This window comes from Halocatena pleomorpha (assembly GCF_003862495.1).
Lineage (GTDB): Archaea > Halobacteriota > Halobacteria > Halobacteriales > Haloarculaceae > Halocatena > Halocatena pleomorpha.
Window position 1 is genome coordinate 1 of sequence record NZ_RRCH01000029.1, and the last position, 15494, is coordinate 15494.

The window sequence follows — 15494 nt, forward strand, 5'->3', positions numbered from 1 at the left end:
CCGCGTCGATCGCTCGTTGTACCTCGCCCGCAGAGGCACACTCAGCCCCGAGTCCGCACTGCTCAACGGCTTCGAGTACGGCTCGGGTCGTGTTCGCTTTGAGAGCGTAGCTCACCTCGGTCTCGGGGAAGGCCGCCCGAAGCCGATCCGCGTTCTCGCGGACTCGATCGGGATCAAGCACGTACAGCGGTGTGCCGTACTCGTCCGCGAGATCCCGGAGTCGATCGGCCGACCAGTCGGCCAGTCGTCGCACAGGCGGGTTCGTAGTCATATTCCGTTACTCTCGGAGTGCTGCCTCCCGTTCGGTTCCGTCGAGCGTCGTCGCCTCGATGTCCGTCGCAACAACCGCTGGTTTGTACGCGCCGCCCGCAAAGAGGTCGTGCTCACCAACGCTTGATTCGACAAAGCGCGTGAACGCGCGCCGTTCAGGCGGCAACCGGCCGTAGCGGATTTCCTCGTCAACGAGATCGTACACCGGGATGCGGGGTGTGAGTAGCGTGTTTTCGCCCACGACACAGCCCTCACCGACGACGAATCCCGACGTGACTCGACAGCCCGCACCCAGAGAAACGTCGTCTTCGACGACAACCGGCGCGTCTTCGACCGGTTCGAGGACGCCCCCGATCAACGTGTTCGCGCCGAGTTTCACATTGGCACCGATCTGGGCACACGAGCCAACGGTGTCACAGGAGTCAACGAGCGTTCCGTCGCCAACGTACGCGCCGATGTTGACGAACGCCGGACTCATCAGGATGGCGTCACCGCCGACGTATGATCCGCGTCGGATCACCGTTCCGTCGGGCGTGTTTCGTGTTCCCCGTTCGGGGAGATCCTCCGTTTCGCGCAACGGGAGCACGTCGTGGTACGCGACATCCCCGTGGGTGTGGCTGTGGATCTCTCGCAGCCCGAAGTTCAACAGGATTCCGCGTTTGACCCATTCGTTAGCCGTCCACTCGCCCCCCTGCCGCTCGGCTGCGCGGATGTCGCCGGTTTCGAGCGCGTCGAGGAACGAATCGAGTGTTGCATACTCCTCTGTCCCCGCTTCGCTCGCGGTCAGTTGGCCGTTGTCGTAGCGCCGATACAACTCCGTGATCTCCGATCGTAACGAATTCGTACTCATGTGTCTGCGATCACCTCGCTGAACGCGTACTGTCCCGGCTCCTGTCCGGCGAGCCACGTCGCGGCGTCGAGTGCGCCGGCTGCGAACACCCGGCGGCTTTCGGCCCGGTGGGTCAGCGTGAGCACTTCATCGTTACCGGCAAAGACGACTTCGTGCTCGCCACGGATTGATCCCGCACGCCGGACGTGGACGCCGATCTCGCCGTCGCTCCGTGGTTGAATCCCGTCTCGGCCATAAACGCGCTCGGTTGCGTCGGTCTCCGCCTCGATCGCGTCGAGCAGCGTGTTTGCCGTTCCGCTCGGCGCGTCACGCTTCCCGTTGTGGTGAGTCTCAGTGAGTTCCACATCGTACCCCGGCAGGGCCCCAGCCGCTTCGCGGACGAGCGCGAGTAAGCCTTGCACACCGCGCGCGAAGTTCGCCGCCCGCAGTACGGGAACCACGTCGCTCGCCCGTTCGATGCGGTCCAGTTCCGACGCTTCGAACCCCGTTGTTCCGATCACAGCAGGCGTTTCGGTATCGACGCACGCATCGAGGAACTCGACGCTCGCTGCCGGAACAGTGAAATCGATGAGTGCGTCGACCGACTGCTCGGCCAGCACCGAAGGGAGATCTTCCGGCTGGCACGTGCTGGCCGCCTCATCGACATCGGTGAGCGTCCGTGAAACCGCGATCGTCTCCACACCGCGATCGCTCGCCAACCCGAGAATCGATCGACCCATGCGGCCTGACGCCCCTGTCACCGCGATTGTCATGAACGGCCCTCAGGCGAGGACTGTGCTTCGAGTGGTTCGACCGGTTCGAGCGATTCGAGAACGCTAGCGAGTTGTTCGCGGTTCTCGGGACTGAGCGGCGACAGCGGTGAGCGCAGTCGCTCGGGAGCATGCCCTCGGATCTCCATCGCCGCCGTAACCGGGATGGGATTTGTTTCGAGGAACAGTGCCCGGAACAGCGGACCGAGTTCGTGGTGTAACTCGCGGGCGCGGTCGTACTCTCCCTCGTTGGCGGCGTGCACCATCGCACACATCCGTTCGGGTTCGACGTTGGCTGCGACGCTGATACAACCGGCCGCGCCGATGGCGAGCATCGGCGTCGTGAGCGCGTCGTCGCCCGAGAGCACCGAAAACGCCTCGTCTCGTGTGCGTTCGATGATCTCCGTGACGCGGTTGAGATCCCCGCTGGCAGCCTTATACCCGACCACGTTTTCGTGGCTGGCCAGCGAAACGGCCGTGTCGACTGCAATGTTCCGCCCGGTACGGCTCGGGACGTTGTACACGATCTGGGGGAGAGCTACCTTGTCAGCGATCGTCCGGAAATGCTCTTCCATGCCGGCCGGCTCGGGGTTGTTGTAGTACGGGGCGATGAGCAACAGCCCATCAGCACCCGCATCCGCCGCGCGAGTTGCGAGATCGACCGCCTCGTGAGTCGCGTTGCTTCCAGCCCCGGCGATCACGGGCACGTCGGTTACTGCTTCGACGACCGTCTCGATGACCGCAATGTGCTCGTCGTGGGTCATCGTCGCGCTCTCGCCGGTCGTGCCGACGGGAACGAGTCCGTCGACGCCTGCAGTTTCAAGACGCTCTGCTTGCGCAGCGAGCCGGTTGTGATCGATGCTGTACTCGTCTGTAAACGGCGTCGTCATCGCTGGAAGGACGCCTGTGAACGGTTCGTGTCTCATTCGTTTGCTTGATTACTGTGTCCAGTTGGTGTCACACTACGACGCTATCAAAAACAGCCCGCGACGGGGTGCCAACCCGCCATGGACCCGTCGCTACGGGCGTTTTGTTTTCCTCGGGCGTACCCGACGGTCACACCCGATGACTGTTGGGGATGTGACGACGTGCATGTCTGTAGAGGCGCGCCAGGACGACTTAGCAATTGTGCCACACCCCAATACCTGCCACATTAATGTATTCCAATAATTCCTGTCTGGATTTTTATCGTGTGTCGTGCATTGAGTGTCACTGTCAGAAGAATACCAAGGTCTATCCGCCTGGACGGTCGTATACGGCGTATGCCACCGTTACATTCGAGTCAGCGCGTCGCGGTGCTTGCCGACGCGCAAAATCTCTACCACAGTGCTCACAGTCTTTTCTCACGGAACGTCGATTACGACGCCGTTCTTGAACAGGCTGTGTACGAACGGGAACTGGTTCGCGCCATTGCGTACGTCATTCGGGCGCACTCTCCCGACGAGGAGCGGTTTTTCGAGGCGTTGTCCGACATTGGGTACGAAACGAAAAGCAAAGATTTGAAAACGTTCGCTGACGGGACAAAAAAGGCCGACTGGGATGTCGGGCTGAGTCTCGACGCCATCACGCTCGCGCAACACGTGGACGCGATCGTGCTCTGCACTGGTGATGGCGATTTTACCCGTCTCTGTTGGCACCTCCGCCACGAAGGCGTCCGGGTCGAAGTCATGAGTTTCCGGCCCTCGACCTCTGAGGATCTCATCGACGCCGCCGACTCGTTCGTCGATCTGGCCGAAGACGAGTATCTGTTGTAGCGAGAGACGCGATTCGAGGCCGATCACTCAGATATCTGCAAGAGACAAAAATATATTGCAATTCGCGGCGTCACCGTGTATGGACGAGTTTGATCCGGTCCCGCCACAGAAAGCTATTGACGACGTTCGGCAGCGCTGGCGTTCGTTGGGAGTGTCGCTGGGACCGTCACCCGAACGGCCACAATACGCGGACGCATTTCCATGAGCCTCCAGACGGAGCGTCGGTGACGAATGTATCGCCTCCCTCACAACATCCACTTGAGGTGTATGCGACGGTGCAGGCCGCAATCGAACAACGACTCGAAACCCATTGGATGGACGAAGAGACCGGGTGATCAGTTAAGCTTCGTCCGATAAAACAGCAGCTCGAACGGGTCACCCTCCCGTCGGCGGCGTTCGGTCCGTACCTGTTCGAAGCCGTTGGTCTCGAAAAACCGCCGTGCGCCTGTCTGTGCAGGTGTCGTATCGAGCACTATCTCCGTAAAGCCCTGCTCGCGCGCGCGGCGCTCCACTTCCTCGCAGACGGCTTGGCCGTACCCGTTTCGTTGGTGAACGGGATCGACGCGCAGCCGTTTCAGTTCTGCGGTCGTCCCAGAGCAGTCAAGGACTTCGGTGATGTGGCCCGTGGCTGGCCGGAACGCGCCCATCGCTACGATCCGATCATCGATCTCACCGACGAGAAAGTCGCCGTCCGTGAGATACGTCTTTTCGACGGCGTCGAGATCCGGCTCCGGCGCTCCCTCGATGAACCCACCCGCCGCTCGTAACGCGGTCTCGTGGAGTTCGCGGACACGGTCGTCGTCGGCAGGGCGGTACTGACGGATCGAGAGCGTCGTCATGTACGATCCACTCCGTATCGCAGTTCGACGATTCCCGAGTCACGCGCAACCGTATTCAGGAGCGTCAGATCACGCGTTTCGCCAGCGTCATCGAACAGGGGGATTCCGCCACCGAGCAGTATGGGGGCGCGACTCAGATGGAGACGATCGATCTGGTCCGAGCGCAAGACCGTTTGGGCGAGTTGTGCACCGCCGACGAGCCAAACGTGGTCGTACTCTCCTTTGAGTCGTTCGACGAGTCCGTCGACGGGACCGTCGAACAGCTCGATGGCTTCATTCGCGCGTGGCAGTTCTCGACGTGTCACGACGTACGTCGGTTTCTGTCCATAGGGCCACTCTCCGAACCCCATGACCTGTTCGTACGTTTTCGATCCCATGAGGAGACAGTCGATGCTGGCGAAAAACGCCTCGAAATCCCCGGCGTCGTCCTCCGTCTCCTCGTGAAACGCATCGAGCCACGAGACGCCACCGTCCTCGGTGGCGATGTATCCATCCACGCTCGCGGCGATGTACAGTGTGACAGTTCCGGAACTCACGACCGGACAGACCGCGGCTCACGATAACAATGTTCCGCAGACACGACGGCATCACCCGAGCCGTCGCAGCCAGTAGTTGAGCGTTGAGGTCAGCCGATCGCCGCGCCTGGTCACGATGACGGTGCCTTGGGCGTTCCGGCCGACTTTTTCCGGCGTTGGGCCGACTGCCAACCGTTGGGTCCACGTCCGATCGGTCGCGCCGAGGACGGTCACGTCCCGGTCGGCGGTCGCTTCGGTGATGGTCTCGGCCACCGAGTCGGTTTCCTCAACGAGCAGCGACACCGCAGTGACTGGTTCGAGTGCCTCACCGACGGTACGGACGTGTTCATGGGCATCGGTTCGCTCCGCTCGGGACGCATTCTGGTCGACAAGCCGAAGCACGTCGATTCCTGCGTCGTTGGCCACCGCGATCGCGCTTGCCACGCTCGCCGCAAGCTCGGTGTTTGGGCCTTTTCCGGCCGGAAGCAGTATGCGCTCGACTGAATTAGCCGTGTGTCCGATCTTCTCGACGAGCACGTCACACGGCGCGCGCGTCACCACTCGATCAACGTTCCGCCCGAACACCGATTCCGTCCGACGGCGATCGTGCCACCCGAGCAGCACGGCGTCACAATCGAATTCCGAAACGGCCTGCTCGATGGCCCGAGAAACATCGGGACCGACCAGCAACCGACCGCGGATCGGGACGCCAGAGCCGTCGGCTAATGCTATCGCACGATCGAGGATCTCCTGCCGATCGCCACTGAATTCCCGTTTGATGAACTCATCAGTAAACAGTGAAAATGGCGAGCCGCGAGGTTTCGTGATGACGCTCACGATGAGGACTTCCCCGTCGTTGTCAGCCGCGAGATCGAGCGCCGTACGGAGCAACTGCTCGACCGGCGTCGGTGCTTGGAGCGCCACGGCGATCCGGTAATCCGCCGACGGGAGCGTCTCGGTGTCGGTCGTGACTCGCCCTCTGGACGGTCTCACATCCTCCATGGTGTAAGTTATCACCAAGCACCGAAAAGTGTTCTCGAATTTCGAGGACAAAAGGACTATTCACTAACCGTCCGTTCGATCGGTCATGACCGTCGATCTCACCTTCGATGACGGACTGATCCCGGCGATCGCTCACGACGCCGAGTCCGGACAGGTGTTGATGTTCGCGTACGCCTCCCCGGAGGCCATCGAGCGAACCGAGGAAACGGGGCTGGCGCACTACTATTCCCGCAGCCGAGAGGAACTCTGGCAGAAGGGTGCGACCAGCGGCCACGTCCAACACGTCGAAGCGATCCGGGTCGACTGCGATGGTGACGCGTTGGTGTACGAAGTCGAGCAGGAGGGTGGTGCGTGTCACACCGGATACGAGAGCTGTTTCTACCGGACGGTCGAGACGGTCGAGCGGACAGACGCCTCGGTTGCGGTGTCAACGACCGAAACGGGCGAGCAACTGTTCGATCCCGAGGAGGTGTACGAGTAACGCGTCATATGTCAGACGCAGTCGAGACACTCCGAAACGTCGTCGAGGAGTACGATACCGTGCATGACCGCGTCGAATCGGTTGGAATCGAAGAGCTGAGAGCGGTGAGTACGGCCTATCACGACGTGATTGAACTGTTCGATCGGTACGAGGAGCGAGCGACCGACTGGGACGATTTTGAGGGGTACGTGGAGTTTCAAGAGAAGCTGGTCGATCTGATTGAAGGACTGCCGGCGGAGCTACCCGAGCGCGAGGCATTCGAGGCGGCCGACGAGCAACTCCACCAGCAAACGCTCTCCGCTGCGGAGTTCGATCGCGCGCGGTCGGCGCTACAGCCCGCCGCTGAGTACGCCGAGCTGTTGGACCGATACCGAGAGCTTCGAGAGCGCTACGACGACGCGCGCCACGCGGTCAGCCAGCAACGCGACGCGACCGTAGAACGGATCGAGCGGCTCGAACGACTCCAACGGTTCGAAACGGTTGATCTCGACGCCTCGGTCGATCGGATTCGAACGCCGATCAAGCGGTATAACGATACCGTCGGTGCTGCGTTCGAGACGTTTCGCGCCGAGACAAGCACTCGAACAGTGCTATCGCTCGTCGCCACGACGGAGCAGTATCCGCTCGTCGACTACCGCCAGCCGCCACCGGCGCTGTGTGAGTACGTTATGACACACGAAGCGGGCACCGAACCGATCCCGACGCTGCTTGAGTACGCGGACTACTCCCGCTCGAAGTTGAGCCACTACGTAGACGATCCACAGGCGCTGTTCAGCGCCGTCCGAACGAGCCGTACGTATCTGAGCCGTCTCGACGGTAGCCCGCTCGAAATCGCGTGGCCACCACCCTCTGCTGGGGCCCTTCGGTACCAGATCCGCGAACGCATCGCCGTCGCCGGCCGGTTCGCCCCCGAGAAGACGGTGCCACAACTCCGAGAACTCCGGTCGCTGTGCCAAAGCGCGGCGTACGAGCGGCTTCGGAAAACTGCCGTCGCCCACGATCGGCTCGGTGACGACGACCGCGAGCGCATCCGAAATGGCTCTGTCGATCGTGATCTCGAACGAGCGCGAGAGAAACGCCAACAGCTCGACGCCGTGCTCGATGAGCAACAAATTTCATAACAAGATTTTTTTGGAATGATTGGTAACGCAGTACATGCGTTCACTGCGTCTCGGTTTTACGCTCGGACTCGAACTCCCGTTCGAGCAGACGGTCGAGTGGGCCACCGAAGAGGGGTTCGACTTCGTTGAGATCCTTCTTGACGGTCCATACGCCCGCGAGCGCGTCGAGAATCGCAGCGAATCGATGCGCACATCCCTCTCCGACGCTGGGCTGGACATCGTGGTGCACCTGCCGTTCGTCCCCGATCCCGGCTCGCCGTTCACGCCGGTTCGGAACGGGGTGATCGCGGAGTTCAGGGCCGGAATGGAACTGGCGGTCGATCTGGGTGCGGAAAAAGTGGTTTTTCACCCATCCTCAGACGCGTGGAAACTGGGCTGGTCCGAATCCGAGTGTCAGGCGTTCGTCCATGAGAGCCTCGACGAACTGGTGCCTGCTGCCAGTGATCGAGGACTTACCCCCTGTCTCGAAAACATCGTTTCGAGCTACTACGATATCACCACGTTTCCGGAGCTGTTAGACCGGTATCCCAACGCGTCGATGACGTTCGACACCAGCCACGCGCTGCTCGCTGGAATGGAGGAACCGGCGATGGCCCAGTTCTGTCGGGAGTACGCCGACCGGATCGACCATCTTCATCTCGTTGACACCCGTGACGGTGACGAACACCTTCCGGTTGGGATGGGTCACATCGATTTCGCCACCGTGTTCGAGGGGATTGCGGCCGCTGACTGGTCGGGCACCGCGACACTCGAAGTCGGCACCAACGATCTCGATACGATCGCACTCGGCAAACGCCACGTTGCGAAATTGCTGGCGGACTGATCAACAGATCTGCCAGCCGCCATCGACGTGGAGCAACTCCCCGGTGATGTAGCTCGCGTCGTCGCTCGCGAGAAAGAGGTACGCGCCAGCAACGTCCTCGGGATGTCCGGCCCGCCCCATCGGGATCGGCTTGAGAAAGGCGTCCTCCTGTGCGCCAGTTGTCGCCTCCTCGGTCCACCCATCGAGGAATTCCGTGGCGATCTGGCCGGGGGCGACGCCGGCAACCCGGATGTCGTGTTCAGCGAGTTCGAGCGCCGCGCCGCGCGTAACCATCCGGATCGCTCCTTTCGTCGAGTCGTACTGCACCTGTCCGAACTGCGCGAGCGAGGAGCTGATTGAGGCCGTGTTCACGATAACGCCGCCCTGATCGCGGTCGATCATGTCATTGGCGGCGGCTTGACAGCCGAAAAACACGCCACGGACGTTCACCGCGTGGATGCGGTCGAACGCTTCGGGCGTGAGTTCTCGCAGCGGTGTTTCGATGTGCAGCCCCGCGTTGTTCACCATCACGTCGACACCGCCGTGCTCGCGGGCCGCCACAACAAGCGATTCGATGGCGTCGGGATCAGTCACATCGGTCTCAACGTACGCGGCCGTTCCACCGGCCGCGTTGATCAGTTCGTGAGTCGGCGTGGTTTCATCAACGTCTTTCGGCTCGGTCCGAACGTCACCGATTACCACTGTAGCACCTGCGTCCGCGAACCGCAGCGCAGTCTCTCGACCGATCCCCGAACTCCCGCCCGTCACGATCACTGTCTTCGCATCGAAATCATAGGTCGGCGTTCCCATGGGTCGTGTACACGATTCATCACCATAGGTGTTAACCGCAGCCCCCGAAACCGAATCGAACGTGCCACTCACCCGAACAGTTGAGTGAGAATCGAGCGCTCGGCCCGCCGGAGCCGCTCCAGAAACGCTGATTTGCTTACGCCGAGTTCGGCCGCGACCGCAGCCGCGTCGGCGTTCCTCGGCAGCTCGAAATAACCCAGTTCGGTTGCCACACGCAGCGCTTGTTCTTGCTTCCGTGTGAGATCCCACCGCTGTGTGATGGCCGTTCGTTCGCGTTCGTCGTGCACTCCCAGCGGATACACCCGCTTGAGCGTGACGCCGACCGTTTCACCGGCCCGGTCCATTACTCCGCCGAGCACATCATACCCGACGACGGCACCCGTGACGGTTGCGGTTCCGTTTCGATAGCCCAGTGACTCGATCAACAGGCCTTCACTCACCAGTTCGTGGACAACACACGGGTGTTTCGAGAGACACCGGTAGTTCACGCCGTTGTCGGTTAGCACGCGATGGAGATACCGAACCCGGTCGTCAGCTTCCAATACAGTCGTCAGGCGATCGGCCGCATTGGACGCGCCGAACCGTAACAGCGCGTATCCGTCGGACCGTAACTGTGGGGGCTGTGCCGTTACCGGGACAGCCACCCGCCGGGTGGCCTCCGCAAGCGGACAGTCATCACCCCGTATTTCGAATTCCACGACGAGGCACTCCGAAATCACGTGTATCGATACCGCTGATTTGTTATAAAACCCGCTCATGTTGGGGGTAATTCGTATGGTAGTGCATCGCAAACATCCGATCGTAATGAACGTCGAGGAGGTCACAGAGCGGGCCGAACCACGGGCGTTCAGTCCCCACGACGACATGCCTGAGGAGTACCGCAAGGCAGCGACGCGGATGATTCAGTTTCACGCCAACTCCGAGATCATGGGTGCGTATCTCGAACGGCCGTTCATCCGTCAGGCACCGAGTCTCGATCGGAAGCTTGCGTTTTCAGCGAAAGTTCAGGACGAGATCGGTCACGGACAGTTGCTGTACCGGGCAGCGGAGTCGCTCGGAATCAAAACGCGCGCGGAAATGTTGGACGAATTGGCCGCAGGTGAGGGAAAATTCCTCAACTGCTTTCATTATCCCATGACCGAGTGGTGGGAGACGCCGATGATCGCCTTCTTCGTTGACGGAGCGGCGATGCGCCGGCAAGCGACGATCAAACGCACTAGTTGGGAACCGTACGCCCACGCGATGGACAAGATCTGTTTTGAAGAGGGGTTCCACATCAAACACGGTGAGGACATCATGCGCGAGCTAGCGATGGGGTCCCGCCGGGAACAGCAGTTGCTACAAGAGGCGTTCGAGGAGTGGTGGCCGCGCATTCTGCAGTTTTTCGGGCCGACGGACGATCGAAGTACTCACCACGATTTCTCTGCGCGCGTGGGACTAAAAACGATGAGCAACGACGAACTCAGACAGGCGTTTCTGAACGCTTACCTTCCGAAAGCCGAAAAATACGGGTTAGAGATCCCTGACGAGCCACGGATCCGCAAGGAGGACGGACGATACATCGTCGCGGAGGATGATCTCGACTGGGAGGAGTTTTGGGAAGTCGCCAGCAACGAATACGACGGCAGTCACGAACAGATCGGATCCCGTGCCGCCACGCAGGAGGCGGTGGCGTGGGTCAGAAACGCGATCGACCGATCCGAACAATCACAACCATGATCTGGGAAGTGTTCAGACAGGAACAAGCGGGCGAATATCACACCCATTGCGGAAACGTCCATGCACCGGACCGGGAGATGGCGCTGTTGTTCGCACAGATCCAACACGCACGCCGAAAGCCGACCAACAGCTTATGGGTCGTTCCACAGTCGGAAGTGTCGGCAGTCGACGCAGATACCGACGGCGTCGAGTTCGGTGGGACGACCGACAAATCGTACCGATGGGTGTCGGCCTACAACGTTGATGTCGAATTCGCTGAAGAGATCGAAACCTCAGACCGCGAGCAACGCAAAGCGGAGGGTGAACGCTGATGGCAACGAACCAGCAGTCCGATCCGGACGAACTGACTGACCGTCAGCAGGCGGCCGTCGAGACGCTGCTGTTCTCGCTGGCTGATGATGAATTCGTGCTCGCGGAACGATACACCGAGTGGCAGGTGCGTGCACCGACGCTTGAGTCGGATCTCGCGCTCTCGAACATCGCACAGGATGAGTTGGGTCACGCGCGACTGTGGTACGATCTCCTCACGGAGTTCGATTACACTGAATCCGAGCTGCTCTTCGAGCGCGATCCGGCCGATTTCACCCACGCAGCACTCGTCGAACTTCCCTTCGCGGACGGCGACTGGGCCGACGCGATCGTTCGAAGCTACCTGTACGACACCGCCGAACAACTCCGGTTGGCCGCGCTTGAAGACGCCGCCTACACTCCGATCGCGGATCGGATCGGGAAGATCAGGAGTGAGGAGGCCTATCACCGCGAGCACGCAGAAAACTGGCTCGAACGGCTGTGTGCGGATCCAGATGGGCGTGCGAACGTACAGGCGGCGACAGATCGGCTGTTCCCGCACGCGTTGGCGCTATTCGAACCGGTTGACGCAGAGCACGAGGCAACGATCCGGGAGTTCGGTCTCCGATCCGAATCGCTTGCCGACCTGCGCGAGCGGTGGCTTTCGATCACCGTGCCGCTTCTCGATTCACTCGGCGTTCGCCCGCCGGTTTCGGCGGACGGTTCACCCCCAGAGCTTCCGGTTGCCTACGGTCGCGGCGGTGAGCACACCGAGCAGTGGCCGGTGCTCCACGCGGAGTTGACCCGAACGTACCGCGAACTCGACCGGACGAACACCCGCACGATCACGAACGATCCCGACCATGCCAGATGATCCATCCACCTCGATCGAGGCACACGGCGAGCCTGAGCAGACCGCGTACTGTCCGTATACGGCGTACGAACAGACGGGCGACGACAGTGATCTCCCCGCGACCGGTGAATCAGCACGCGGCCGAAAGCGATCAGTATGGGACGCGCTGTCTGAAGTAGAGGATCCAGAAATGCCGATCAGCGTCGTCGATCTGGGATTGATCTACGGCGTCGAAATCGATGACGACCACGTGCTGGTCGAGATGACACTCACCTACACCGGTTGTCCGGCCCGCACGATGCTGCTTTCAGATGTTCAGAGCGCTGTCGAAGCGGTCGATACCGTGGAGGACTGTGATGTGCGACTCGTATGGACGCCCGAGTGGTCGATCGAATTCATCACCGAAGACGGCGCGAACGCGCTCGAAGCGTTCGGGGTGAGTGTCCCATGAGACGATTTAACAACCCAGATCCGAGCGTCGACACCGATCGATCGACCGACGACGTTCGGTGTCCGTACTGTGAGGGGACGAACACGAGCCGTGAGCATCCAAAGGGACCGTCGCTCTGTCGATCGATGCATTTCTGTTACGATTGTAAAGAGCCGTTCGAAGCGCTTCGCTAAAGCCATAACACGCGCGACGGACAAACTGTGTGAGAACTTCTCATGATGTTGTCACCCGATCAATAACGTAATGCCGTCTCACGCGCAAGCAAACCCAGGATGAACGGTCGAGCGTTTACTCGTCGTCGCCTCATTCAGTTGGCGGGGACATCGGTGGCGGTCGGTATCAGCGGCTGTTTGGCCTCCGACGATGGAGAGAGCGGTGCCGAAGGCTATGCACCGCAGTCCGCGACACAGACCAACGAGACCATGAGCGCGATGGGGAACGAGAGTTCGTCCACGACCCCAGTGAATGAGGATTCGTTTAAAACACGCCCGACTCGGGGAGTGTCCGTGCCGCTTGTGCCGACCGATGTCGCGTATAGGTGGTATCGCAACCGGGAAGCCCGGTTTGTGGACGCCCGCAACGGTGGATATGAGGAATCTCACATCAGCGGTGCTGTGCGGAGTCCAGCCCCAAACGGGCAGGCGAACAGCGATCCCGTCGAGAACTGGCCGAAATCGGATCGGATCGTAACGTACTGTCGGTGTCCCCATCACATGTCGTCACTCCGTGCTGCAAATCTCATCAACCAAGGCTATGAGCGAGTGTACGCCCTTGATAAAGGGTTCGACGATTGGATAGCCAAAGGCCATCCCATCGCCGGATCGAACGTCGATAAACAACCGAATCGACAAACGATCACCGGCACAACCGCACCGAAGTTCGCGGGAGAGACGGCGTGGGCATTCCACCGCCAATCCGAACAACAGGAAGCGACAGGGATCAAGAAAAACGGTCAGTACGTCCTCAATCTACCCTTTTATGACGTTACTGCTGATTCGATGATCGAGATCAAAACACCTGGATACACGATCGAGGAATCGCTCGGAAAACTGACTAGCACCACTATTACCCCCTCCGGAACGCTGTCTCAGAACGATCAGTAACACTGAACGCAACATATAAAATACACGTTGTCAGTTAGTAGCATCCCCCATGATGCGGGTACGTGAAACGCTCGCTGTGTGCGATTCGGTACTTTTATGTAGAAGCACATTCAATCATCGTCCGATTATGGCACAACAGATGGGCAACCAGCCTCTCATCGTTCTGTCCGAGGAAAGTCAGCGAACCTCGGGCCGTGACGCACAGTCGATGAACGTCACCGCCGGGACGGCGGTTGCCGAGTCGGTACGTACGACACTCGGACCGAAAGGGATGGACAAGATGCTCGTCGATTCGACGGGCAACGTCGTTGTCACGAACGACGGCGTCACCATCCTGGATGAGATGGACATCGAGCACCCTGCCGCGAATATGATCGTGGAAGTCGCCCAGACCCAGGAGGACGAGGTTGGCGACGGCACGACGACGGCAGTTGTGATGGCTGGCGAACTGCTCGCCAAGGCCGAGGATCTGCTCGAACAGGACATTCACGCGACGATCCTGGCTCAGGGATACCGTCAGGCCGCCGCGAAAGCCAAGGAGATCCTCGATGAGATGGCCATCGATGTCGGCGAAGAGGACACCGAGGAACTCGAACAGATCGCCGCCACGGCGATGACCGGCAAGGGCGCAGAGTCCGCCCGCGATCAGCTCGCTGAGTTGGTCGTCGACGCCGTCAGTTCAGTCAGTGACGACGACGGCATCGACACGGACAACGTGAAACTCGAAAAGGTCGTTGGCGGCTCGATCGACGAGTCCGAACTCGTCGAGGGCGTCATCATCGACAAGGAGCGCGTCCACGACAACATGCCGTACTTCACGGAGGACGCCGATGTCGCGCTCATCGACACCGCGATCGAGGTTCAGGAAACGGAGATCGACGCGGAAGTCAACGTCACCGATCCCGACCAACTCCAGCAGTTCCTTGACCAGGAGGAGGCCCAGCTTCAGGAGATGGTCGATCAGCTCGCCGATGTGGGTGCCGACGTGGTGTTCTGCCAGAAAGGCATCGACGACATGGCCCAGCACTACCTCGCTCAGGAGGGCATCATCGCAGTCCGTCGTGCGAAGAAGTCCGACATGAAGCGACTCGCCCGCGCGACGGGCGGCCGGATCGTTTCGAGCATCGACGACATCACCGAGGACGACCTCGGCTTTGCGGGATCGGTCGCAGAGAAAGACATCGGCGGCGACAACCGCATCTTCGTCGAGGATGTCGAAGAGGCCCGATCGGTCACGCTCATCCTGCGCGGTGGGACCGAGCACGTGGTTGATGAGGTCGAGCGCGCTATCGAGGACTCCCTTGGTGTCGTTCGCGTCACGCTCAGTGATGGCACGGTGCTGCCCGGTGGCGGTGCTCCCGAAACTGAACTCGCCTTGCAGCTTCGTGACTACGCCGACAGCGTCGGCGGGCGCGAACAGCTCGCTGTCGAGGCGTTCGCGGACGCCATCGATGTCATCCCCCGTACGCTCGCTGAAAACGCAGGGCTGGACCCGATCGACTCGCTCGTCGATCTCCGCAGTCGCCACGACGGCGGCGAGACAAGCGCTGGTCTCGACGCCTACACTGGCGATGTCGTCGACATGGAAACCGACGGCGTCGTCGAACCGCTGCGCGTGAAAACGCAGGCCGTTGAGAGTGCGACGGAAGCGGCCGTCATGATCCTCCGCATTGACGACGTGATCGCTGCTGGCGATCTCAAAGGCGGCGGCAGCGACGACGACGAGGATGAAGGACCTGGCGGTCCCGGCGGTGCCCCCGGCGGCATGGGTGGCATGGGCGGCATGGGCGGCATGGGCGGCATGGGCGGCGCGATGTAAGCGTCCCCACGATCGCCTAACCGCAATCAGTCCAATCAGTTCCTACACGCGATTTTTTTCAACGCGTT

The 15494-nt window shown here is 60.8% G+C and carries 20 protein-coding genes and 1 pseudogene; 12 read left to right on the forward strand and 9 right to left on the reverse strand.

From position 1 onward, the window contains the following. The 4 genes and pseudogenes from EIK79_RS13245 to dapA form a co-directional block, all read right to left on the reverse strand. Positions 1 to 271, reverse strand: a pseudogene (locus tag EIK79_RS13245) (diaminopimelate decarboxylase); the annotation flags it as partial. A 6-nt stretch (positions 272 to 277) separates the two neighbouring features. Then, positions 278 to 1120 carry a 2,3,4,5-tetrahydropyridine-2,6-dicarboxylate N-succinyltransferase gene (locus EIK79_RS13250; RefSeq protein WP_124955590.1) on the reverse strand — a complete coding sequence of 281 codons (843 nt, stop codon included), beginning with the start codon at positions 1118 to 1120 and terminating at the stop codon, positions 278 to 280. After that, positions 1117 to 1872 carry a 4-hydroxy-tetrahydrodipicolinate reductase gene (gene dapB / locus EIK79_RS13255; protein ID WP_124955591.1) on the reverse strand — a complete coding sequence of 252 codons (756 nt, stop codon included), beginning with the start codon at positions 1870 to 1872 and terminating at the stop codon, positions 1117 to 1119. The genes EIK79_RS13250 and dapB overlap by 4 nt, the downstream gene beginning before the upstream one ends. Continuing rightward, the gene (gene dapA, locus EIK79_RS13260; RefSeq protein WP_124955592.1) at positions 1869 to 2795 is read right to left on the reverse strand and encodes a 4-hydroxy-tetrahydrodipicolinate synthase; all 927 of its coding nucleotides are present in this window, start codon (positions 2793 to 2795) and stop codon (positions 1869 to 1871) included. The genes dapB and dapA overlap by 4 nt, the downstream gene beginning before the upstream one ends. Before the next feature lie 336 nt (positions 2796 to 3131). On the opposite strand from dapA, the gene EIK79_RS13265 reads away from it, so the two are divergent. Together EIK79_RS13265 and EIK79_RS19050 are read left to right on the forward strand one after the other, a co-directional pair. Further along, positions 3132 to 3623, forward strand: a complete 492-nt coding sequence (locus tag EIK79_RS13265) for a LabA-like NYN domain-containing protein (protein ID WP_124955593.1) — start codon at positions 3132 to 3134, stop codon at positions 3621 to 3623. 79 nt (positions 3624 to 3702) lie between these two features. Continuing rightward, positions 3703 to 3828 carry a hypothetical protein gene (locus EIK79_RS19050; protein WP_267900542.1) on the forward strand — a complete coding sequence of 42 codons (126 nt, stop codon included), beginning with the start codon at positions 3703 to 3705 and terminating at the stop codon, positions 3826 to 3828. A 130-nt stretch (positions 3829 to 3958) separates the two neighbouring features. Here the strand turns inward: EIK79_RS19050 and EIK79_RS13275 are convergent, their stop codons facing one another. From EIK79_RS13275 to EIK79_RS13285, 3 genes are read right to left on the reverse strand one after another with little or no spacing between them, the layout of a single operon-like run. Next, positions 3959 to 4462, reverse strand: coding sequence for a GNAT family N-acetyltransferase (locus EIK79_RS13275; protein ID WP_124955594.1), 504 nt, complete (start codon positions 4460 to 4462; stop codon positions 3959 to 3961). Continuing rightward, the gene (locus EIK79_RS13280; protein WP_124955595.1) at positions 4459 to 4998 is read right to left on the reverse strand and encodes a dihydrofolate reductase family protein; all 540 of its coding nucleotides are present in this window, start codon (positions 4996 to 4998) and stop codon (positions 4459 to 4461) included. Before EIK79_RS13280 ends, EIK79_RS13275 begins: the two co-directional genes overlap by 4 nt. A 51-nt stretch (positions 4999 to 5049) precedes the next feature. Then, on the reverse strand, positions 5050 to 5979 hold the full coding sequence (locus EIK79_RS13285; protein ID WP_124955596.1) for a universal stress protein: 930 nt from the start codon (positions 5977 to 5979) through the stop codon (positions 5050 to 5052). 85 nt (positions 5980 to 6064) lie between these two features. Here EIK79_RS13285 and hisI point away from each other — a divergent pair, with 85 nt between their 5' ends. From hisI to EIK79_RS13300, 3 genes are read left to right on the forward strand one after another with little or no spacing between them, the layout of a single operon-like run. Beyond that, complete coding sequence (gene hisI, locus EIK79_RS13290) at positions 6065 to 6460, forward strand: phosphoribosyl-AMP cyclohydrolase (RefSeq protein ID WP_124955597.1); 396 nt, start codon at positions 6065 to 6067, stop codon at positions 6458 to 6460. 8 nt (positions 6461 to 6468) lie between these two features. Then, positions 6469 to 7581 carry a DUF7118 family protein gene (locus tag EIK79_RS13295; RefSeq protein WP_124955598.1) on the forward strand — a complete coding sequence of 371 codons (1113 nt, stop codon included), beginning with the start codon at positions 6469 to 6471 and terminating at the stop codon, positions 7579 to 7581. Between the two features lie 34 nt (positions 7582 to 7615). Continuing rightward, positions 7616 to 8404, forward strand: coding sequence for a sugar phosphate isomerase/epimerase family protein (locus EIK79_RS13300; protein WP_124955599.1), 789 nt, complete (start codon positions 7616 to 7618; stop codon positions 8402 to 8404). On the opposite strand, the gene EIK79_RS13305 is transcribed toward EIK79_RS13300, so the two are convergent. Beyond that, positions 8405 to 9193, reverse strand: coding sequence for an SDR family NAD(P)-dependent oxidoreductase (locus EIK79_RS13305; RefSeq protein WP_124955600.1), 789 nt, complete (start codon positions 9191 to 9193; stop codon positions 8405 to 8407). Positions 9194 to 9261: 68 nt separating this feature from the next. Beyond that, positions 9262 to 9912, reverse strand: coding sequence for a helix-turn-helix domain-containing protein (locus tag EIK79_RS13310; RefSeq protein WP_124955601.1), 651 nt, complete (start codon positions 9910 to 9912; stop codon positions 9262 to 9264). Positions 9913 to 9997: 85 nt separating this feature from the next. Between EIK79_RS13310 and paaA the strand changes: the two genes are divergently transcribed. The 7 genes from paaA (at position 9998) to thsA (ending at position 15426) form a co-directional block, all read left to right on the forward strand. After that, positions 9998 to 10912, forward strand: a complete 915-nt coding sequence (gene paaA / locus EIK79_RS13315; protein WP_124955734.1) for a 1,2-phenylacetyl-CoA epoxidase subunit PaaA — start codon at positions 9998 to 10000, stop codon at positions 10910 to 10912. After that, a complete protein-coding gene (paaB, locus tag EIK79_RS13320) occupies positions 10909 to 11223 on the forward strand; it encodes a 1,2-phenylacetyl-CoA epoxidase subunit PaaB (RefSeq protein WP_124955602.1) in 315 nt (104 codons plus the stop codon). The genes paaA and paaB overlap by 4 nt, the downstream gene beginning before the upstream one ends. Beyond that, positions 11223 to 12074, forward strand: coding sequence for a 1,2-phenylacetyl-CoA epoxidase subunit PaaC (gene paaC, locus EIK79_RS13325; protein ID WP_124955603.1), 852 nt, complete (start codon positions 11223 to 11225; stop codon positions 12072 to 12074). Before paaB ends, paaC begins: the two co-directional genes overlap by 1 nt. Next, positions 12064 to 12504 carry a 1,2-phenylacetyl-CoA epoxidase subunit PaaD gene (paaD, locus tag EIK79_RS13330; RefSeq protein ID WP_124955604.1) on the forward strand — a complete coding sequence of 147 codons (441 nt, stop codon included), beginning with the start codon at positions 12064 to 12066 and terminating at the stop codon, positions 12502 to 12504. The genes paaC and paaD overlap by 11 nt, the downstream gene beginning before the upstream one ends. Next, on the forward strand, positions 12501 to 12677 hold the full coding sequence (paaE, locus tag EIK79_RS18165; protein WP_185715637.1) for a 1,2-phenylacetyl-CoA epoxidase subunit PaaE: 177 nt from the start codon (positions 12501 to 12503) through the stop codon (positions 12675 to 12677). Before paaD ends, paaE begins: the two co-directional genes overlap by 4 nt. Before the next feature lie 99 nt (positions 12678 to 12776). Continuing rightward, positions 12777 to 13607, forward strand: coding sequence for a rhodanese-like domain-containing protein (locus EIK79_RS13335; RefSeq protein WP_124955605.1), 831 nt, complete (start codon positions 12777 to 12779; stop codon positions 13605 to 13607). 139 nt (positions 13608 to 13746) lie between these two features. Continuing rightward, complete coding sequence (thsA, locus tag EIK79_RS13340) at positions 13747 to 15426, forward strand: thermosome subunit alpha (protein WP_124955606.1); 1680 nt, start codon at positions 13747 to 13749, stop codon at positions 15424 to 15426. Positions 15427 to 15494: the final 68 nt, after the last annotated feature.